Below are 20,166 nucleotides of genomic sequence, written 5' to 3'. Positions count from 1 at the left end.
CCCGCTCTCGGCCGGCCAAAGGCCGGTCCGATCGCGGGAGAGGGGGTAGGACGCTGGTCAGCGTGACTGAAATATCGAAGCGGCGGAGTTCCCTCTCCCGCGAGGGCGGGGGAGGGTTAGGGAGGGGGCACCCGCCGCGACCCCCTTACTCCGCCGCCACAGCCTCCGCCACGACCGGCGGAGTCCAGCGCAGGACCGGCTTGCGGGCCGCCGCGGTCTCGTCCAGGCGACGACGCGGGGTCAGGCGCGGAGCGGCCTGGAAGTAGGCCACGTCGCCCGACTTCGCCCGCTCGGCCAGCGCACGGAGCGCATCGACGAACTGGTCGAGGCTGGCCTTGCTTTCCGTCTCGGTCGGCTCGATCAGCAGGGCACCGTGAACGACCAGCGGGAAATACATGGTCATCGGGTGGAAGCCCTCGTCGATCAGCGCCTTCGCCATGTCGAGCGTGGTGACACCCGTCCCCTTCAGGAAGCGGTCGTCGAAAAGGCACTCGTGCATGCACGGCCCTTCGAAGGAGGCCGTCATCACGTCCTCCAGCTGCGCCATGACGTAGTTGGCGTTCAGCACCGCATCGCCCGACGCCTGCCACAGCCCGTCGGCGCCATGGCTCAGCATGTAGGACAGGGCGCGGACGAACATGCCCATCTGGCCGTGGAAGGCCTTCATGCGGCCGAAGGCCGGACCGTCGCCGGCATTCTCGACCAGCGCAAAGCCGTCCTTGCCGTGGGTGACGTAGGGCACCGGGATGTAGGGCGCCAGCGATTCCGCGAACACCACCGGACCCGACCCCGGACCGCCGCCGCCATGCGGGGTGGAGAAGGTCTTGTGCAGGTTGATGTGCATGACGTCGATGCCGAGGTCGGCCGGACGCACCCGCCCGACGATGGCGTTGAAGTTGGCGCCGTCGCAGTAGAAATAGGCGCCGGCCGCATGCACCGCCTCGGCGATCTCGACGATGTCGCGTTCGAACAGGCCGCAGGTGTTGGGATTGGTCAGCATCAGCCCGGCGACGTCGGGACCGAGCTTGGCCTTCAGCGCCTCCAGATCGACGCGGCCATCGGCCGTCGCCGGGATGGCATCGACGCTGTAGCCGCAGGCGGCGGCGGTCGCCGGGTTGGTGCCGTGGGCGCTTTCCGGCACCAGGATCTTAGTGCGGCCGGAATCGCCCTTCGCCTCATGCGCGGCGCGGATCGCCATGATGCCGCACATCTCGCCATGGGCACCGGCGGCGGGCGCCAGCGTCACGGCGGCCATGCCGGTCAGTGTCTTCAGCCAATAGGCCAACTGGTCCATCAGTTCCAGCGCACCCTGCACCGTGCTGACCGGCTGCATCGGATGCACGTCGGAGAAGCCGGGGAGCCGCGCCATCTTCTCGTTCAGGCGTGGGTTGTGCTTCATCGTGCAGGAGCCCAGCGGATAGAATCCGCTGTCGATGGCGTAGTTCTTCTGCGACAGGCGGGTGTAGTGGCGGACCACCTGCGGCTCGGCAAGGCCGGGCAGCCCGACCTTGGCGCGCCGCTTCACCGCACCCAGGCGGGAGGCCACCTTCGGCACGTCCGGCAGGTCGACGCCGGTGCGGCCGGCGCTGTCCTGTTCGAAGATCAGCGGCTCTTCGATCTGCAGGCCGCGATTGCCGGTGACGGTGCCGGTCACGCCATCGAAAGAGGCGGCACCGGCCGGAATGGCCGACGGACGGCCCTGGTTGTTCATGCTCATGCCAGAACCTCAGTCAGAGCAGCCGCGAAGGCGTCCATGTCGGCGTCGGTGTTGGTCTCGGTGACAGCGACCAGCAACAGGTCCTCCATCTCGCCCGGATAGAGGCGCGACACCGGCACACCGCCGAGGATGCGGCGCTTGGCCAGTTCCTCCACCACCGCGGCGGCCGGCTTCGGCAGCTTGACGGTGAATTCGTTGAAGAAGCCGTCGTTCAGCACCTGGACACCCGGAACCGCCGCCAGCTTGTCGGCCATCTGGACCGCCTTGGCGTGGTTCAGCTGCGCCAGCTGCGTGATCCCCGCCTCGCCCAGCAGGCTGACATGGATCGAAAAGGCCAGCGCGCACAGGCCGGAGTTGGTGCAGATGTTGGATGTCGCCTTCTCGCGACGGATGTGCTGCTCGCGGGTGGACAGCGTCAGCACGAAGCCGCGGCGGCCGTCGGCGTCCACCGTCCCGCCGCACAGGCGGCCCGGCATCTGGCGGACATACTTGTCCTTCACCGCGAACAGCCCGACATAGGGGCCGCCGAAGTTCAGCGCGTTGCCGAAGGACTGGCCTTCCGCCGCGACGATGTCGGCGCCCATGTCGCCCGGCGGGGTCAGCAGGCCGAGCGACAGCGCTTCCGTCACCACGACGATCAGCAGGGCGCCCTTGGCCTGGCAGGCGGCGGCCAGATCGGTGTAGTCGCGGACATGGCCGAACACGTCGGGGTTCTGCACGACGACGCAAGCGGTCTTGTCGTCGACCAGCGCCAGCAGGTCCTCGCCGCCGGTCGGGGCGGCCGGCAGGGCGACGGCCTCGAACCCGATGAAGCGGGCGTCGGTGGTGGTCACGTCGCGGTAATGCGGGTGCAGGCCGCCGGACAGGATCGCCTTCTTCCGCCGGGTGATGCGGTTGGCCATCATCACCGCCTCGGCGCAGGAGGTGGCGCCGTCATACATCGAGGCGTTGGCCACATCCATGCCGGTCAGCAGGGCGACCTGGGTCTGGAATTCGAACAGGACCTGCAGCGTGCCCTGGCTCACCTCCGGCTGGTACGGCGTATAGGCGGTCAGGAACTCGCCGCGCTGGACCAGATGGTCGACGGTGGCCGGCACATGGTGGCGGTAAGCGCCGGCGCCGAGGAAACTGGGCACCGACCCGGCCGGCACATTCTTCGCCGCCATGGAGCCCAGCAGCCGTTCGACCTCAAGCTCGCCCATATGGTTGGGCAGGCCCCCGATCGGGCCGGCCAGACGGGCCGACTTTGGAACGTCGCGGAACAGGTCTTCGACCGATGTTGCGCGGATGGCCTCCAGCATCGACTGCCGGTCAGCCTCGGTCAGGGGCAGATAGCGCATGTTAGTGGGATTCCTCCACGAAGGCCTTGTAGGCCGCTTCGTCCATCAGCGCGTCGAGTTCGGCGGCGTCCTTCAACCGGATCTTGAAGAACCAGCCTTCGCCCTCGGCATCGCCGTTGACCTTGGACGGGTCGTCGACCAGAGCCTGGTTGGCCTCGATGACGGTGCCCGACACCGGGGCATAAACGTCGCTGGCGGCCTTCACCGATTCGACGACGGCGGCTTCCTTGCCCTGCTCCAGCTCGCGGCCGGCTTCGGGCAGTTCGACGAACACCACGTCACCCAGCTGGCTCTGCGCAAAGTCGGAGACGCCGACGGTGGCGATGTCGCCCTCGACGAGAACCCACTCGTGGTCCTTGGTGAATTTCTTGGTCATCTGAAGGAGCCCCTGTTCAATACGGTTGCTTGTGGTTGGGAATGCCGAGGCATCAGCCCCGGTAATAGCGTTGCGGCACGAATGGCGTGGCGGCGACGCGGGCGGGCAGCGGCTTGCCGCGCACCACCAGCGTCAGCGGGGTGCCCACCGCGGAGTTCGCAATGTCGACATAGCCCATGGCCACCGGCGCCCCGGCGGTCGGACCGAAGCCGCCGCTGGTGATCTCGCCGATAAGGGTGCCGTTGGCGTCCTGGATTTCAGTGTGCTCGCGGGCCGGCTGGCGGCCGTCCGGTTGGATGCCGACGCGGCGGCGCGTGGCGCCCTCGGTCAGCTGCCTGTGGATGATGTCGTAACCGGGGAAGCCACCCTCGGCGCGGCGGCGCTTCGGCAGCGTCCATTCCAGCGCGCCTTCGACCGGCGTGGTGGTGGTGTCGATGTCGTGGCCGTAGAGGCAGAGCCCGGCCTCCAGCCGTAGCGAGTCGCGGGCACCCAGCCCGATCGCCTCGACCTCTGATTCGCCCAGCAGCGCGCGGGCGATCATCTCCGTGTCGGCCTTGTCGCAGGAGATCTCGTAGCCGTCCTCGCCGGTGTAGCCGGAGCGGGTCAGGATCACCGGCACGCCCTTGAAGGTGGCGGACAGGTAGCTCATGAACTTCATGGTGGCGGCTTCCGGCACGAAGCGGGCCATCACCTCGGCGGCCATCGGACCCTGGAGCGCCATCAGCGCCAGATCGTCCAGCAGCTCGACCTCGGCCTTGCCGGCCAGCTTCTCGCGCAGATGGGCGACGTCCTGCTCCTTGCAGGCGGCGTTCACCACCAGGAACAGGTGGTCGCCGGCATTGGTCACCATCAGGTCGTCGAGGATGCCGCCCTGCTCGTTCAGGAACAGCGTGTAGCGCATGCGGCCCTGGGCCAGCCCCTTGATGTCGCCGGGGACCAGCGTTTCCAGGGCGGCAGCCGGGTCGGCCCCGGTCAGGCGGACCTGCCCCATGTGGGACACGTCGAACAGCCCGGCCTTCTCGCGGGTGTGCTGGTGCTCCTTCAGGATGCCCAGCGGATACTGCACCGGCATGTCATAGCCGGCGAAGGGCACCATGCGGGCGCCAAGCTCGACATGGAGCGCGTGCAGTGGGGTGGTCTTGAGAGCGGTTGCGGCCTCGGTCACGCGGGTCCTCCGACAAGGTTTCAGCGCCCGCACCGGGATCGGTGCAGGAAGCTGCCCCCTCTGTCTTGGACCTGAGAGATTCACCGCCGTCCGGTCGAGCCGGACACCCGGTTTACTCCTTCGGTGAGTCGCGGCGCCTGAGCGCCGAGGCTGCTTTCCAGAGTTGCCTTATCCCCTTGCGGTCCTTTTGCCTGAGAGTTTCCGGGGGCGGTTGCTCCTTCGGCGCCGCCCGCGAGGCTACCCGTTCCCGGATGTCTCGAAAGCGATCTCTCCCGCGAGGGATCATCGGCGTGATGGCGGCACACTGTCGCGAATAGACAGGTTTGTCAATCGACGGATCCGGCGAGATTGCCGGGCTTTTGCGGACCGTCATCCCCGCGAAGGCGGGGATCCAGACTTTCGGACCAAGCACCTGATACGAATGGATTCCCGTCTTCGCGGGAATGACGGCCGACGACGCATGCTAACGATCCGCCTTACTTCTTCATCTGCGTCCGGTTGAACTCCAACTGCTCCGGCGTCAGCTGGAAGCCGAGATAGATCTTCCAGTCCTTGGCGTTGGCGTCCTTGGGCAGCGGGATTCGCGGAGCCAGTTCCTCCCTCGTGCCGGCGCGCGGCTGGCCGGTGACGAAGGTCACGTCGGTGTCGAAATAGGCCTTCGACACCAGCGTGTCGTCCGGTTGGGCCAGCGCCACGAAATACTGGTACTTGGCGGTGTTGCCCGGCAGCGCCGGACCGCGTTCGGCCACCAGGAAGACGTTCACGTTCACCGTGACGCCGCTGCTGGTGTATTCGCAGTTGCCGGTGTAATCGACCAGGGCGGCGCGCGACTCCAGATCGGTCAGATCCTTGCCGCCGGGGCGGAAGACCGTCACCTCCTGCAGGTCACGGACGATGTTGACCTTCGGGCAGGCCAGCGCCGCGTCCGCCGGGTCGTTCGGTCCCAGGCCGGAACAGCCGGACAGCACCGCAACAGCCCCGGCGGCGAGCAGCGCAGGGCGGCTCTTACGCATCAGGGACGCCAGCGGGCTTTTCCGGGCGGGGGTTCCTATATTACGGTCGCGGCGGTCCATCGGTTCGGCCTGATCGGTTAACGGGCTGTTGGACCGCGACTTTAGTGTCCCAGCTTGACCGGCACAAGACCGCGCGGCGGTTCTATCCCTTGCGACGGTTCGGCACAGGACCACCTTAGGACACGTCTTCTACGCATGGGCGGAACAGCGCATATGACCACCACCAATTCCCCGGCCCTCCAGCCCTTGACGATCCTGCTGGCGGCGCCGCGCGGCTTCTGTGCCGGCGTGGACCGCGCGATCCAGATCGTCGAGACGGCGCTGGACCGTTTCGGGGCGCCGGTCTATGTCCGGCACGAGATCGTCCACAACCGATTCGTGGTCGAAAGCCTGGAAGCCAAGGGCGCCATCTTCGTCGACGAACTGACCGAGGTGCCGGATGGCCGCCCGGTGGTGTTCTCCGCCCACGGCGTGCCGAAATCGGTGCCGCAGGCGGCGGAGGCACGCGGCCTGTTCTATCTCGACGCCACCTGCCCGCTCGTCAGCAAGGTCCACCGCGAGGCCGAACGCCATTTCGAGGACGGCCGTCAGATCGTCCTGATCGGCCATGCCGGGCATCCGGAGGTGATCGGCACCATGGGCCAGTTGCCGGACGGAGCCGTCGTGCTGGTGGAGAGCGTGGCCGATGTCGCCACGCTGGAGGTCCGGGATCCGGAAAACCTCGCCTACGCCACCCAGACCACGCTGTCGGTCGACGAGACGACGGAGATCCTGGCCGCGCTCCAAGCCCGGTTCCCCGCCATCGCCGGTCCGAAGAAAGAGGACATCTGCTACGCCACCACCAACCGTCAGGCGGCGGTGAAGGCCATCGCGCCGAAGGTGGATGCGCTGCTGGTTCTCGGTGCGCCGAACTCGTCGAATTCCAAGCGGCTGGTGGAGGTGGCGAAGATCCATGGCTGCCCGTCCGCCCAGCTGGTTCAGCGCGCTGCCGAGATCGATTGGAGCGCACTGGCCGGCGTCGCCCGGCTCGGCATCACCGCCGGCGCGTCGGCCCCGGAAGTGCTGGTGGAGGAAGTCATCGAAGCCGCCCGCGCGCGATTCGACGTGACGGTGGAGGAGCTGCGCACCGCGACCGAGAACATCGTCTTCAAACTGCCGCGCGCGTTATCGGTAGAGCGGGAGACCGCTTGAGGTTTGCGAGGTTAGACCCCCACCTTGATCCTCCCCTGCCGGGCGGGGGAGGAGACTGCCGCCTTACGCCGACAAAGCTCCAATCCTCCCCTGCGATCGGACCGGCCTTTGGCCGGCCGAGAGCGGGGGAGGGTTAGGGTGGGTCATTCGCCGGCCGACGCTCTCCTACTTCGGCGTTCCCGCCCACACCTGGAACTGCGTGGTCTCCAACAGCATGTCGCTGTGACCGAAGGCCGCCTTGAACAGCTTGCCGACGCCGGCCGTCCGCTGGGTCACCGCCACCAGCGTGCCGCGCAGCTTCAGATACTGCTTGGTCCCCGCCACCAGCGCGTCGAGCATGCCGAAATCCTCGTCCTTACCGCGGTGGAGCGGCGGGTTGGACAGGATCAAGCCGAAGCGTTCGCGGGTGCCGAGCCCCGTCAGCCCGTCGCTCAGCACCAGTTCGGCATCCGGCACATTCTGGCGGGCGGCGTGCAGCGCCACCGCATCGATGTCCAGCAGGGTCAGCGGCGCGTCGGGCTGGCGTTCCCGCACGGCCCGCGCAATCACCCCGGCGCCGCAGCCGAAATCCAGCACCCGGGTGCCGGCGGCGACCTCCGGCAGCACCTTCAGCAGGCATTCGGTGCCGACGTCCAGATGGCCGTGGGCGAACAGGCCGGGGTAGGACACCAGTTCCAGCGTCCGGTCCGGCAGTGTCAGGGTGACGGTCTGCCGCCAATCCTCCAGCGCCCCCTTGGCCGGAGCATCGGTGCGGTGCGTCAGCAGCAGCCTGGCGCGCCGCTTGATGATCAACGTCTCCGCGTCTCCGGCCAGCCCGTCGAGATGCTTCGGCGCGCTGGTCACGCCTTCGTCGTTGCCGCCGGCGATCCACAGCGGAGCACCGGGGGCAAGGCGCGAGGCCAGCGCATGCAACGCCATTTCGAAGCCGGCCCAGCCGCGCGGCAGGCGCAGCACGGCTCCATCGAACGGCCCCTCGGCCGGCCAGGGCGTGGCCGTCTGTCCGCCGCCCTTGTTTGCGGTGGCGAGCCGGTTCCACACCACCACCTCGGCCCCGCCGTCGCGGAGCGCCTGGGCGATGGCGCCGTCGCTGTCGAAGGCGACGAGAATCCGGCCCTGCGGCCGGATTTCCGACAGGGCTTCGGCGGCCACGGCGGCGACGGTCTGGTCGCGGTCCGTGGCCCGGTTGTCAAGACGTGCCACCGGGTCAGCCCTTGTCGCGCATCAGCCGCGCCTTGTCGCGCTGCCAACTGCGTTCCTTCTCGTTCTGGCGCTTGTCGTGCTTCTTCTTGCCGGTGGCGAGACCGATCTCGACCTTGGCGATGCCGCGGTCGTTGAAGTAGACGGACATCGGCACCAGCGTGACGCCCTTCTGCTTGATGCCGGCCGCGAGCTTGTCCAGCTCGCGGCGGCGGACCAGCAGCTTGCGCGGACGCTTCGGCTCGTGCTGATCGACGCGGCCGGCCTGGAGATATTCGGGGATGTACGCGTTGAACAGGTACAGCTCCCCACCCTTCAGGCCGGCATAGGCCTCGTTCACACTGGCGCGACCGCCCCGCAGTGACTTCACCTCCGACCCGGTCAGCATGATGCCGGCCTCGAGGACGTCGTCGATGAAGAAGTCGAACCGCGCGCGGCGGTTCTGCGCCGCAAATTTTTTCGCTTCCTCGCGCGTCGCCAAATCTCTCTCCTCTACGGCCCGTTCTGTCGTTTAGGACAACAGGCCGGCTTTGGTCATGGCTCCACGCACGGCGGTACGGGCGGTGTCGGACGCCGGAACCAGCGGCAGGCGCACCTCGTCGCTGCCGAGGCCCAGCAGGCTGGCGGCGAACTTCACCGGAGCCGGGCTGGTCTCGACGAACATCGAGTCGTGCAGCGGCGACAGCACGTCGCGCAGGCGGAACGCCTCCTTGAGGTCGCCCTTCGCCCAGGCGGTCTGCATGGCGGAGCACAGCGCCGGAGCGACGTTCGCGGTGACGGAGATGCAGCCTACGCCACCCTGCGCGTTGAAGGCCAGCGCGGTGGCGTCCTCGCCCGACAGCTGGATGAAGTCGGGGCCGACCTCCTGCAGCAGGCGGGACGGGCGGGACAGGTCGGCGGTCGCGTCCTTCACGCCGACGATGTTGGGCAGCTTTGCAAGCCGCGCCATCGTCGCCACTGACATATCCACGACACTGCGGCCGGGAATGTTGTAAATGAAGATCGGCAAATCCGCCGCGTCATGGATCGCCTTGAAATGCTGGTAGAGACCCTCTTGAGACGGCTTGTTGTAGTAGGGCGTGACCACGAGCGCCGCCTGCGCGCCGGCCTGCTTGGCATGGCGGGTCAGCGCGATCGCCTCGTCGGTCGAGTTGGAGCCGGTGCCGGCCATGACCGGCACCTTGCCGCCGGCCGCCTCGATGCAAAGCTCCACGACGCGGTTGTGTTCCTCGTGGGACAGGGTCGGCGACTCGCCGGTGGTGCCGCAGGGCACGAGACCGTGCGTGCCTTGGGCGACCTGCCACTCCACGAAGGACTGGAAGGCCTTCTCGTCCACTTTCCCGCCCTTGAACGGAGTCAGAAGGGCGACGATGGAACCGTGGAACATGGCTGCCTCCTCAGTCGGCTTAGCTGGAAAAAAGAGTTGCGCACATTATCCCTCCCCGCCGCCCTCGGCAAGAGCGCCCGGACCGCTGTTTTCGCGGGTCTCCTCACCCTTCTCGCCGCGGTTCCCGGCGCCCTGCCCGCAGCGGCGTTGAGCGCCCAGGACATCGCCATCTATCGCGAGGCTTTCAAGCTCGCCGACAACGACAGGCTGGCCGAGGCGCTGGCCACGGCGTCGCGCGCCCAGGACCCGTTACCGGCGAAGGTTTTGCGCTGGATGGCGCTCGCCAATCCCGGCGGCGGCAGCTTCTCCGACATCACGGCCTTCATCCGCGACAATCCGGACTGGCCCAACATGGCGGCGCTGCGCCGTCAGGCCGAGCTGGCGATGCCCGACATCCCGCCGGCCGAGGTGGTGGAGTGGTTCCGCCAGTCCCCGCCGCAGACCAACGACGGTTTCGTCCGCTACGCCGACGCGCTGATCGCCACCGGCAGCGTGGAGCGCGCGACCAGCTTGATCCGCAAGCAGTGGGCCGACGCCACCTTCACCCCGGACGAGGAAGCGACCTTCCTCGCCCATTACACCCCCTATCTGCGCCCGCTGGACCACAAGGCGCGGATCGACCGGCTGCTCTGGGCCAGGCAGGACGCGCCGGTGCGCCGGATGCTGCATTTCTTCGACGAGGCCTATGACACGCTGATCGAGGCGCGCATCGCACTGGACGGCGACAGTCCGGGCGCCGACGCGGCACTGTCCCGAGTCGCCCCCGCCCTGCGCGACGATCCCGGCCTGATGTTCGACCGCGCCCGCTACCTGCGCCGCAAAGGCGACGATGCCGGCGCACTGGAGATCATCGCGAGGGCCGGCACCGACCTCGGCCGTCCGCAGGCCTGGTGGCCGGAGCGCCATCTGCTGGCCCGCCGGGCGATGGAGCGCGGCGACTTCAACCTCGCCTACCGTCTGGTCAGCACCCACGGCATGACCGAGGGGAGCGCATTCGCCGACGCGGAGTTCCTGTCGGGCTTCCTGGCCCTGCGCTTCCTCGACAAGCCGTCGGAGGCTTTCGCCCATTTCCACAAGCTCTACCGCTCCGTCTCGGCGCCGATCAGCAAGGCGCGCGGCGCCTACTGGTGCGGCCGGGCGGCGGAGGCGCTGGGACAGACGGAACCGGCCCGCGACTGGTACGCCAAGGCCGCCACCTACCCCACCACCTTCTACGGCCAACTGGCTTTCCGCCATGTCTCCAACGGTGCGGTGACCCTGCCGACGCCGCCGTCGGTGTCGAGCGCCGACACCTCCGCCTTCAACCGGCGCGAGGTGGTGCGCGTCGCCCGCCTGCTGGCGGAGATCGGCGGCAGCACCGACGACCGGCTGGGCAGCTTCGTCCGCCGCATCAGCCTGGATGCAAAGTCCCCGGCCGACTACGTGCTGGCCGCCCGGCTGGCGAGCGAGGTCGGCCGCCGCGATCTCGCCGTCGCCGCCGCCAAGGACGCCGCCCAGAACGAGGTATTCCTGGTCGAGGCCGGCTATCCGATGATCGACGCCCGGCCAGCGGCGCCGGACCTGGCGCTGGTCCACGGCATCATCCGGCAAGAGAGCACCTTCAACCCCACCATCGTCTCGTCGGCCGGCGCCCGCGGCCTGATGCAGCTGATGCCGGCCACGGCGCAGCTGGTGGCTGGCAAGCTGGGTCTGAAGCACACGCAAGCCCGGCTGACCTCGGATCCCGGCTACAATGTCATGCTGGGCTCGGCGTATCTGTCGGAGCTGATCGACCGCTTCAACGGCTCCTGGGTGCTGGCGATCGCCGGCTACAACGCGGGGCCGAACCGCGTACGCCAGTGGCTGCAGACCTACGGCGATCCGCGGACCGAGGCGGTGGACGTGGTCGACTGGATCGAGCTGATCCCGATCTCGGAGACCCGTAACTACGTCCAGCGCGTGCTGGAAGCCGTCCAGGTCTACCGCGCCCGCCTGAGTGGCGACCTGGCGGAGCCGAATCTGGACAGGGATCTGCGGCGGTAGGGTGTCGCGGTGGCCTCCCCTACCTCGCCCTCGGCGGGAGAGGGGGAGCTTACATGGCGGCGGTAGTCCCCTCTCTCTTGATCAGACCGACTTTCGTCCGGCCGAGAGCGGGGGAGGATTAATGCCAACAGTCATTGATGATGACCGCGATGATGACCGCTGGTATCCGTGCCGACTGGCACGGCGGCGGCCCCCATGCCGCCGAAGCTTTTGACCCTGACAGGTCAGGATCAAAAGCCGCTGGTATAAGGTGGGGCATCGAAGCCGGCATCTCTTCAAAGCAAAAAGGCCCCGCCTTCCTTTCGGGAGGCGGGGCCTTTCATCCGACATCCGCTGTCGTCACTCCGGAGTGGAGGCTTCGCCGTCGGCTTCCGGGGTGCCCATCATGGCGTCGGCGACCAGACCGGCGTTGCCGCGGATCTTGGCCTCGATCGCATCGGCCATCTCGGGGTTGTTGCGCAGGTAGGTCTTGGCGTTCTCGCGGCCCTGGCCGATGCGGGTGCCGTCATAGCTGAACCACGCACCCGACTTGTCGACCACACCGGCCTGGATGCCGAGGTCGAGCAGTTCGCCGACCTTCGACACGCCTTCGCCGTACATGATGTCGAACTCGACCACGCGGAACGGCGGGGCCATCTTGTTCTTCACCACCTTGACGCGGGTCTGGTTGCCGACGACGGTGTCGCGGTCCTTGATCGAGCCGATGCGGCGGATGTCGAGACGCACGGAGGCGTAGAACTTCAGCGCATTGCCGCCGGTCGTCGTCTCCGGGTTGCCGAACATCACGCCGATCTTCAGGCGGATCTGGTTGATGAAGATCACCAGGCAGTTCGACTTGGAGATCGAGCCGGTGAGCTTGCGCAGCGCCTGGCTCATCAGGCGGGCATGCAGGCCGACATGGCTGTCGCCCATCTCGCCTTCCAACTCGGCGCGCGGCACCAGCGCGGCGACCGAGTCGACCACCAGAACGTCGATGGCGCCGGAGCGCACCAGCGTGTCGGCGATCTCCAGCGCCTGTTCGCCGGCATCCGGCTGGGAGATCAGCAGTTCGTCGATGTTGACGCCCAGCTTGCGGGCATAGGACGGATCGAGCGCATGCTCCGCGTCGACGAAAGCGCAGGTGCCGCCGGCCTTCTGGGCCTGGGCGATGGCATGCAGCGCCAGCGTGGTCTTGCCCGAGCTTTCCGGCCCGTAGATTTCGACGATGCGGCCCTTCGGCAGGCCGCCGATGCCCAGCGCGATATCGAGACCAAGGGAGCCGGTGGAGATGACCTCCGTCTCGACCAGGTTCTCACGGGCGCCGAGCTTCATGATCGAGCCCTTGCCGAACGCGCGTTCGATCTGGCTCAGGGCGGCATCGAGCGCCTTCTGCTTGTCCATGGAATCCTTCTCGACCAAACGAAGCTGTGCGGACGACATGCCCGGTACCCCTCTCTTAGAACACACGGTCGGCGCTCTTGCAACGAAGCTGAATGTACTCTCTTCGTTCTCGTTTGCAAGGGCTGATGTTGCCGGTGTGTTCCTATCTTATGGGGGGTGCCCGGACGGTTCTTGAATGCGTTACCGATCCCTCACCGGGCGTCGCGGATGACCTCCTTCACCTTGGACGCCAACTGCTTCAGCGAGAAGGGCTTGGGCAGGAAATGGGCAACCTCGACACCGTCGATTTCGCCGAGACGGTCCTCGGCATAGCCGGAGATGAAGATCACCCGCATCTCCGGGCGAAGTTTGCGGACATGGCGGGCCAGCGTCGGACCGTCCATCTGGGGCATCACCACGTCGGTGATCAGCAGGTCGATGGACGCGCCGTTGGTCTCGATCTGCTGCAGCGCCGCCTCGCCGTTCTTCGCCTCCAGAACTTGGTAGCCCTTGTTGCGGAGGGCGCGGGCGGAGAAGACGCGCACCGCGTCCTCATCCTCCACCAGCAGGATGGTGCCGGTGCCGGTCAGGTCGCTGCCGCGGCGCTCACGCGGCTCCGCCGTATCGACGGGGCGCAGTTCGCCCTGATGGTGCGGCAGCAGGATGGTGAAGGTCGTCCCCTCCCCCACCGCCGAATCGACCAGCACGAAGCCCCCGGTCTGCCGCACGATGCCGTAGACGGTCGACAGGCCGAGCCCGGTGCCCGACCCGACCTCCTTGGTCGTGTAGAACGGCTCGAAGATGCGCTGCAGATTCTCCCGCGCGATGCCGCAGCCGGTGTCGATCACGTCGATGGAGACGTAGCTGCCGGGCGGCACCGTCTCGTGTTCCCGCCGTTCGGGCTGGGTGACGACATAGTTGGTGGTGTTGATGGTCAGCTTGCCGCCGCCGGCCATGGCGTCGCGGGCATTGACCACCAGATTGATGATGACCTGCTCCAGCTGGTTCTGATCGACCTTGACCAGCCCCAGGTCGCGGCCGTGGATCATCTTCAGCTCGATGTTCTCGCCGATCAGCCGGCGCAGCAGGTTCGCCAACTCCGCCAGCACATCGGTCACGTTGATGACGCGCGGCTGCAGGGTCTGCTGGCGCGAGAAGGCCAGAAGCTGCCGCACCAGGTTGGCGGCGCGGTTGGCGTTCTGCTTGATCTGCATGATGTCGCTGAAGGACTGGTCGCCCGGCTTGTGCCGGAGCAGCAGCAGGTCGCAGAATCCGATCATTGCCGTCAGCAGGTTGTTGAAGTCGTGGGCGACGCCACCGGCCAATTGGCCGACCGCCTGCATCTTCTGCGACTGGGCGAACTGGGCCTCCAGGCTCTTGCGCTCGGTCATGTCGATGAAGTGCAGGATCAGGCCGACGCCCAGGCCATTCTTATCGGCCTGCCCGCTCTTATCGGCCTCGCCGCGCCCATCCGTGCGCACCGGGTTGGCAAGGCGCCGGGCATAGAGCTGGGCCGTCAGTTCCCGGCCGCCGGACAGCCGGACCTCCAGCGGATGGGCCGGATCGGCGCCGCCCTGGACCGACTTCAGGCGGGCGGTCACCGCCTCGCGCTCCGCCGGGACGATCAGGTCGGCCATCGGGCGGTTGATGACGCTGCCGGCCTCGCTGCCGATCAGCGCAAGGAAGGCCTCGTTGCATTCCGTCAATTGGCCGGTCTCGTCGACCAGCGCGATGCCGATCGGCGCATCCTCGAAAAAGCGCTGGAACCGCTGTTCCGACAGGCGCAAAGCCTCCTGCCATTCCCGCTCGGGCGACAGATCGCGCACCACCGACCGGGTGTGGATCGTCCCGTCGTCGGCATGCACAACGCTCTGTGCCACCGCCACCTGGAACCGGCGGCCGCGCAGCCCCACCATGGTCAGTTCGCCGCGCTGCTCGCCGCCGCCATGGTCGAACAAATCGTAAGGTGCCGCGGATTGCGGCGGGGCGGCCAGGATGCCGTGAAGGCGTGCCTCCCCATCGGTCAAATCGCCGGGGTAAGCCTCCAGCCATTGGGCCAGCGTGGCGTTGACGAACAGGAACTGGCCGTTCTGGTCGACGGAGAAGAAGCCGACCGGCGCATGTTCCATGAAATCGGCGAGCTTGGCCTGCTCGCGCAGCATCACATGCTCCAACTCGCGCCGCGCGGTGATGTCCTCGATCCGCCAATGGACGGAGCCGGCAAAGCCGGGCACCGGCTGGCCCTGCACCTTGCGCCATTCCGGCGGATTGTGGTCCAGCGCCGGGATCGCCAGTTCGGCGGACGCCGCGGCGCCCGCCCGCACCCGTTCGCGGAGGCGGCGGAACTCGCGCGCGCTGTCGGGATCGTCGGAGAACTGGCGTGCCAGCGCATCCAGCGGCCGTTCGCCGCGGCGCCAGCCGGCAAGCTCGCGGAAAGCGGCATTGACGAAGACCACATCGTCGGCACCGTCGCAGACCAGTTGGCCCGCGGGCATGCCTTCCAGCGCCCCGCCCAGCAATGCGCCGATTCGCGCCGACCGCCGGACGACGGCGATGCTGCGGCCGATCAGCAGGGCGACGCCCGCTGCCGCCAGCACCGCTCCCGTCCATCCGATCTCTTCCCGGTCCAGCAGCAGGCCGGCGGCCAAGACCAGCAGCCCGGCCGGCGCCAGACAATACTGGAGCAGCATCAGGAGCCCGCCGGACGGTGCCGCGCGGTTGGCTGCGTCGCGTGCGGTGTCGGAAAGGGAAGTCGAATCGTCCACCAGATCTCCAGGCACCAGAACCCCAAGCCCCCAATGTCACAGCGCGAGTAGGTCAGTCGTCCCACCCGGTGCCGTCAACCGTTCCAGGTGCGCATCAGTTGCGCAGCGACCGCCCTTTCAGCTTGAAGACATAGGTAATGACTTCGGCGACCGCCCGATAGTGCTCGGAAGGAACTTCCTCGTCGATATCGCATGCGGCATAGAGCGCACGGGCGAGAGGCGGGTTTTCTATGACCGGGACATTGTTCGATTCGGCGATCTCGCGAATCTTGAAGGCGACCTGATCCACACCCTTCGCCAGCACCAGCGGCGCGCCCATTTGGCTGGGATCGTATTTCAGGGCCACCGCGAAGTGGGTCGGGTTGGTGACCACCACGTCGGCGTTGGGCACGGCGGCCATCATGCGCTTGCGCGCGCGTTCGAAGCGGAGCTGGCGGATGCGGCCCTTGACGACGGGATCGCCTTCCTGCTGCTTGTGCTCGTCCTTCACCTCCTGCTTCGTCATCTTCATCTTTTTGTCGAACTGGGTCTTCTGCCACAGGAAGTCCCCGGCGGCGACGAAGGTCAGGACCACGAGGACCCAGATCAGCAGGCGGTGCGCCAGACTGTCGATCTGCAGCAGCATCGCGATCATGTCGATGCCGATATAGGTTTCGACAGCCCCAAACATCGGCTTCAGCGCCATGTAGGCGACGCCGCCGACCACCGCCAGCTTGGCGATGCTCTTCAGCAGTTCCACCCCCTGGTTGGCCTTGAACAGGTTCATCAGGCCGGGCAGCGGATTCAGCTTGGAGAATTTCGGTTCAATCATCTGCCAGGAGACATTGAAGCCGATCTGCCCGATGGTCGACAGCACACCGGCCACCACGAACAGCAGGATCGGCAGCCACAGCGCCCACATGGCATCCGCCATCACGCGGAACAGCAACGCCCCGACCCCGGCGCGGTCGAAGGTGATCTGATCCAGATTCTCGAAGTAGTAGTTCAGGCGGAAAACCATCCCCTTCATCGTGCCGGGCAGGATGGCGACCAGCACGACCAGCATCGCCGCGACCATCAACCAGTTCGCGGCCTCGCGGGTCATCGCGAACTGGCCCTGTTTGTGGGCCTCGTCAAGTTTTTTGGATGTCGGGTCCTCTGTTTTGGAGGACTCGTCCGCATCTTCCGACATCGGCGTCCTCCCTCTACAGCGGCTTCAGCAGTTCGATGAAGCTCGATTCGAACCGCGACAGCCAGAACAGCATCATGGCGCCGAGCGTCAGCGCGAACAGGAACAGCCCCATCAGCACCTGGACGGAGGTGAAGATCTGGAACACCTGCACCTGCGGCGCCAGCTTGTTCAGCAGGCCGAGCGCCAGCGCGAACAGGATGCCGGTGATCAGGAAGGGGGCGGACATCTGCACCCCCAGCAGGAAGGTCTTCGACACCAACTGCCCGATCACGTTCGCCATGTCGTCCACCGGAATCGCCGCTCCCGGCGTGAAGGTGGCATAGCTGTCGACCACCGCCATGATCAGCAGATGATGCAGGTCGGTCACGAACAGCAGGAGCAACCCCAGCCAGCCCATCAGCGCGCCCGGCAGCGAGCCCGCTGTGGCAAGAGCGGGGTTGAAGATCTGGGCGTTGGCCAAGCCGCTCTGCAGGCTGATGATGGTTCCGGCGACTTCCAGCGTGCCCATCAGCAGCCGCGCGATGGTGCCGAGGAAGATGCCGATCGTCATCTCGCCCGCCGCCAGCACCAGAAGCTGAAAGGGACCTCCGGGCATCGGCGGCAGTTGCGGCCGGATCACCGGCGCCACCAGCACGCTGACCGCCAACGCGAACAGCAGGCGCGTGCGCGGGGTGATGAAGGCGTCGCCGATGGTCGGCATCACGCTGAAGGCGGTGCCGACCCGCAGGAAGACCAACATCCAGACGAAGATCTGCTCGCCCAGAAGCTGCTGCAGAACGTTCATCCGCCCGCCGCGGCCGCGGTCGGCGCCGGGGCCGGCGTTATGCCGGTGCCCGGCGTGAAGGGTGCGCCGCCATTGTCGCGGGCGCCGACGCCGATGGCGACGATGCGATCGGCGACCTCATGCTCGAAGAACTCGGTCAGCTTGCTCAGCATGAAGGGCATCAGAAGGATGCTCAGCCCGAAGACCAGCATCACCTTCGGCACCATGGCCAAGGTCTGCTCGCTGATCTGCGTGACGGCCTGGAAGATCGAGATCACGGTGCCGAGAAGCATCATGATGACGAGGATCGGCCCGCACACGATCACCAGCGTGATGATCGAGGTGCGGCAAAGCTCGATGACTTCGGTCTCGCTCATGACGATGGTTGCTTCGCTGCGGGCTGCTTCGATGCGGTTTTGAAGGACGGCCGGCCGTCACATCGGCATGCGCAGGATTTCCTGATAGGCGTTCAGAACCTTGTCGCGAACGGCGGTGACCGTCTGCAGCGTCACCTCGGCGTTGGTCACGGCCTGGACCACCTCATTCAGGTCGGCCTTGCCGACGGAGGCGAGCGCCGACATGTCCTCGCTCTTCTTCAGGGTGCCGATGCTCTCCTTGGCCGCCTGTTCCAGCACGTCGCCGAAGGAGGCGCCGTCGCGCGCGGCAAGGCCGGGCCCGGTCGTCTTGGCGGCGGTGGTGGCATAGGCCGCGGCGGCGTTCAGCGGATTGATCATGGCGGCGGTTCCGGTCGGTCAGGAAGATGGAGCGGTTGGGCGGGAGAAATCAGGTACGCAGAATGTCGATGGTGCGGGTCAGCATCTGGCGCGCGGTATCGATGGCCGACAGGTTGGCCTCGTAGCTGCGTTGAGCCTCGCGCATGTCCATCGCCTCGACCACCGAATTGACGTTGGGCAGCAGGACGTAACCCTCGCCGTCGGCCGACGGGTGGGACGGGTCGTAGCGGCGCTGGAAGTCGCCCTTGTCGACGCCGACCTTCGCGACGCGGACCTTGTCCACGTCCATCGCCCGGTCCAGCTCGTTCTTGAAGATCACCGTCTTGCGGCGATAGGGCAGATCGCCCGGCGTTTCCGCCGTGGTGTTGGCGTTGGCCAGATTCTCCGCAATAACCTTCAGGCGCGTACCCTGAGCCTTCAGGCCCGAGGCCGATACCGCCATCGACTTGTAGAGATCCATAGCAACCGCCTCCTCGAACGCCCGCAAACCTTAAACGACCGCATACAAAGCCGGTCAGCCGCCGGAGCGGATCGACGACTTGATCATCGTGACCTGCTTTTTGTACAGGTTGGTGATGGTCTGGTAATCCATCGCGTTCTGGCCCATCCGCATCATCTGCTCTTCCAGGACGACGTTGTTGCCGTCCGGCGCCGTTTCGTACGGGTCGCGCACCTTCTGTTCCTTGGCGAGGCCGCCGGGACCGCGGGTGCCGGCCAGATGGGACGGATCGGTCGCCGCCGGGGTCAGGCGCCGGTTGTCGCTCAGCGCGTCACGGAAGCTGAAGGACTTCAGGTCGCGGCTCTTGTACTCGGGCGTGTTGGCGTTGGCGATGTTCTGTGAGATGACTTCCTGACGCTGGGTCAGCCAGTCCATCTTGCGCGACATCAGCTTGAAGATGCCGAGATTTCCGAGGTCCATGGCCCTGATCCCGTCCTTGATGCCTCCGGTCACGCTGACCGACGCCAATCGGCTGACGCCAAACCTCCGGCAGAATAGCCATTGGAAGGCCGCACTCCCGATGGTCGCCCGTTTGCGTTAACGAAGGATGAATCCCGGCAATCGCGAGTCGCACCGGCAGACCGCCTTTACAGTTCGTTAAGCCTACCGGTCCAGGATGCGGACCAGGAAGGACCCCTTTGAAAAGGCCGCCTTTTGTCCGCGCAGCCCCGTTCCCCCGCATCGAAGCCGGCCGGCACGTCACCGCGCCCGTCCGGGCACATGGCTGCGCGGCGTCCGGTTGCCGTCGCGCTGAAATACGAACTGGGGACCCAGACCCTGCCGCGGATCGTCGCCACCGGCAAGGGAACGGTGGCGGAGCAGATCCTGGAGGTCGCCTTCGCCAACGGCGTCAAGGTGCGCGAGGATGCCGATCTGGTGGAGATCCTGTCGGCGATCGAGGTCGACAGCGACATCCCGGTGGAGGCCATCGCCGCCGTGGCCGAAGTCCTTGCCTACGTCTACCGGGCGAACGGCACCCCGCCGCCGGAACCGCAACCGGAAGAGCCCGCCGAGCCCATGGCCGACACGCATATGGAGGACAAGCCGTGACCCGTCCGCCATCCCCTCCCCGTCCCCCTCAGGGCGCCTTTTCCGTCGCAGAACTCACCGAACAGGCGGCACGTCTCGGCGCGGCCCTGGAAGAGGCGCGGGCGGAGGCGGAGGCCGGCGTGCTGATCGACCTTGCCGGGCTGGAGGACAGCGTCGCCCGCCTTTGCGCCGAGGCGGAGGGGATGCCGCACAGCGAGGCGCGGGCCTTGCTCGGCCCGCTCGGCGATCTCGTCGCCGCCCTGGATCCTCTGGCGGCGTCGCTGACCGACCAGCAGGCCAAGCGCGAGCAGTCCCTCGCCGCCGCACTGGCGGGACGCGACGATCCGCACACCGCCCGACAGCGCGCCGCCGCCGCCTATGGGCGTACCGGCTCCGGCCGCACAGACGAACTGCCCTGATTAGAGAAAGCCTGCCGCT

The 20,166-nt window shown here is 67.0% G+C and carries 20 protein-coding genes and 1 riboswitch; of the genes, 4 read left to right on the top strand and 16 right to left on the bottom strand.

All coding sequences use genetic code 11. The annotated features are described in order from the left end of the window. Positions 1-145 precede the first annotated feature (145 nt). From gcvPB to J2Y49_RS06765, 5 genes are all read right to left on the bottom strand, one after another. Positions 146-1,717, bottom strand: coding sequence for an aminomethyl-transferring glycine dehydrogenase subunit GcvPB (gene gcvPB / locus J2Y49_RS06785; RefSeq protein WP_310113515.1), 1,572 nt, complete (start codon positions 1,715-1,717; stop codon positions 146-148). Continuing rightward, the gene (gcvPA, locus tag J2Y49_RS06780) at positions 1,714-3,057 is read right to left on the bottom strand and encodes an aminomethyl-transferring glycine dehydrogenase subunit GcvPA (protein WP_310113514.1); all 1,344 of its coding nucleotides are present in this window, start codon (positions 3,055-3,057) and stop codon (positions 1,714-1,716) included. The genes gcvPB and gcvPA overlap by 4 nt, the downstream gene beginning before the upstream one ends. Position 3,058: 1 nt before the next feature. Beyond that, the gene (gene gcvH / locus J2Y49_RS06775; protein ID WP_310113513.1) at positions 3,059-3,433 is read right to left on the bottom strand and encodes a glycine cleavage system protein GcvH; all 375 of its coding nucleotides are present in this window, start codon (positions 3,431-3,433) and stop codon (positions 3,059-3,061) included. Between the two features lie 52 nt (positions 3,434-3,485). Next, positions 3,486-4,598, bottom strand: a complete 1,113-nt coding sequence (gcvT, locus tag J2Y49_RS06770; protein ID WP_310113512.1) for a glycine cleavage system aminomethyltransferase GcvT — start codon at positions 4,596-4,598, stop codon at positions 3,486-3,488. A 169-nt stretch (positions 4,599-4,767) separates the two neighbouring features. Continuing rightward, positions 4,768-4,883: riboswitch (glycine riboswitch) on the bottom strand. Positions 4,884-5,074: 191 nt separating this feature from the next. Next, positions 5,075-5,611 carry a lipoprotein gene (locus J2Y49_RS06765; RefSeq protein ID WP_149221716.1) on the bottom strand — a complete coding sequence of 179 codons (537 nt, stop codon included), beginning with the start codon at positions 5,609-5,611 and terminating at the stop codon, positions 5,075-5,077. Between the two features lie 213 nt (positions 5,612-5,824). On the opposite strand from J2Y49_RS06765, the gene ispH reads away from it, so the two are divergent. Further along, a complete protein-coding gene (gene ispH / locus J2Y49_RS06760) occupies positions 5,825-6,802 on the top strand; it encodes a 4-hydroxy-3-methylbut-2-enyl diphosphate reductase (protein WP_310113509.1) in 978 nt (325 codons plus the stop codon). A gap of 165 nt (positions 6,803-6,967) precedes the next feature. On the opposite strand, the gene J2Y49_RS06755 is transcribed toward ispH, so the two are convergent. From J2Y49_RS06755 to dapA, 3 genes are read right to left on the bottom strand one after another with little or no spacing between them, the layout of a single operon-like run. Then, positions 6,968-8,002, bottom strand: a complete 1,035-nt coding sequence (locus J2Y49_RS06755; protein ID WP_194914142.1) for a methyltransferase — start codon at positions 8,000-8,002, stop codon at positions 6,968-6,970. Positions 8,003-8,006: 4 nt separating this feature from the next. Next, entirely contained in the window at positions 8,007-8,480 is a 474-nt protein-coding gene (gene smpB, locus J2Y49_RS06750; RefSeq protein WP_109074785.1) for an SsrA-binding protein SmpB, read from the bottom strand. Between the two features lie 30 nt (positions 8,481-8,510). Beyond that, entirely contained in the window at positions 8,511-9,386 is an 876-nt protein-coding gene (dapA, locus tag J2Y49_RS06745; protein ID WP_310113502.1) for a 4-hydroxy-tetrahydrodipicolinate synthase, read from the bottom strand. A gap of 36 nt (positions 9,387-9,422) precedes the next feature. Between dapA and J2Y49_RS06740 the strand changes: the two genes are divergently transcribed. After that, positions 9,423-11,408, top strand: coding sequence for a lytic transglycosylase domain-containing protein (locus J2Y49_RS06740; protein ID WP_310113500.1), 1,986 nt, complete (start codon positions 9,423-9,425; stop codon positions 11,406-11,408). 339 nt (positions 11,409-11,747) lie between these two features. Here the strand turns inward: J2Y49_RS06740 and recA are convergent, their stop codons facing one another. The 8 genes from recA to flgB all read right to left on the bottom strand — a co-directional run bounded on the left by recA (position 11,748) and on the right by flgB (position 19,119). Next, positions 11,748-12,827 carry a recombinase RecA gene (gene recA / locus J2Y49_RS06735; protein ID WP_014247796.1) on the bottom strand — a complete coding sequence of 360 codons (1,080 nt, stop codon included), beginning with the start codon at positions 12,825-12,827 and terminating at the stop codon, positions 11,748-11,750. 152 nt (positions 12,828-12,979) lie between these two features. Beyond that, complete coding sequence (locus J2Y49_RS06730) at positions 12,980-15,532, bottom strand: ATP-binding protein (RefSeq protein WP_310113496.1); 2,553 nt, start codon at positions 15,530-15,532, stop codon at positions 12,980-12,982. Between the two features lie 94 nt (positions 15,533-15,626). Next, complete coding sequence (flhB, locus tag J2Y49_RS06725) at positions 15,627-16,703, bottom strand: flagellar biosynthesis protein FlhB (protein ID WP_310113495.1); 1,077 nt, start codon at positions 16,701-16,703, stop codon at positions 15,627-15,629. Positions 16,704-16,716: 13 nt separating this feature from the next. Further along, entirely contained in the window at positions 16,717-17,487 is a 771-nt protein-coding gene (gene fliR / locus J2Y49_RS06720) for a flagellar biosynthetic protein FliR (RefSeq protein ID WP_310113494.1), read from the bottom strand. Beyond that, on the bottom strand, positions 17,484-17,843 hold the full coding sequence (locus J2Y49_RS06715) for a flagellar biosynthetic protein FliQ (RefSeq protein ID WP_310113492.1): 360 nt from the start codon (positions 17,841-17,843) through the stop codon (positions 17,484-17,486). Before J2Y49_RS06715 ends, fliR begins: the two co-directional genes overlap by 4 nt. A 57-nt stretch (positions 17,844-17,900) precedes the next feature. Further along, the gene (gene fliE / locus J2Y49_RS06710) at positions 17,901-18,200 is read right to left on the bottom strand and encodes a flagellar hook-basal body complex protein FliE (RefSeq protein ID WP_014247801.1); all 300 of its coding nucleotides are present in this window, start codon (positions 18,198-18,200) and stop codon (positions 17,901-17,903) included. Positions 18,201-18,249: 49 nt separating this feature from the next. After that, entirely contained in the window at positions 18,250-18,660 is a 411-nt protein-coding gene (gene flgC / locus J2Y49_RS06705) for a flagellar basal body rod protein FlgC (RefSeq protein WP_310113490.1), read from the bottom strand. Between the two features lie 54 nt (positions 18,661-18,714). Continuing rightward, positions 18,715-19,119 carry a flagellar basal body rod protein FlgB gene (gene flgB, locus J2Y49_RS06700; protein WP_310113489.1) on the bottom strand — a complete coding sequence of 135 codons (405 nt, stop codon included), beginning with the start codon at positions 19,117-19,119 and terminating at the stop codon, positions 18,715-18,717. 300 nt (positions 19,120-19,419) lie between these two features. Between flgB and J2Y49_RS06695 the strand changes: the two genes are divergently transcribed. Beyond that, positions 19,420-19,749 carry an EscU/YscU/HrcU family type III secretion system export apparatus switch protein gene (locus J2Y49_RS06695; protein WP_310113487.1) on the top strand — a complete coding sequence of 110 codons (330 nt, stop codon included), beginning with the start codon at positions 19,420-19,422 and terminating at the stop codon, positions 19,747-19,749. After that, complete coding sequence (locus J2Y49_RS06690) at positions 19,746-20,147, top strand: hypothetical protein (RefSeq protein WP_310113485.1); 402 nt, start codon at positions 19,746-19,748, stop codon at positions 20,145-20,147. The genes J2Y49_RS06695 and J2Y49_RS06690 overlap by 4 nt, the downstream gene beginning before the upstream one ends. Positions 20,148-20,166: the final 19 nt, after the last annotated feature.

The sequence above is a fragment of the Azospirillum sp. BE72 genome (assembly GCF_031455875.1).
Classification (GTDB): Bacteria; Pseudomonadota; Alphaproteobacteria; order Azospirillales; family Azospirillaceae; genus Azospirillum.
The sequence above is the reverse complement of the archived record's forward strand: the minus strand, read 5'-3'. Positions and strand labels throughout refer to the sequence as shown.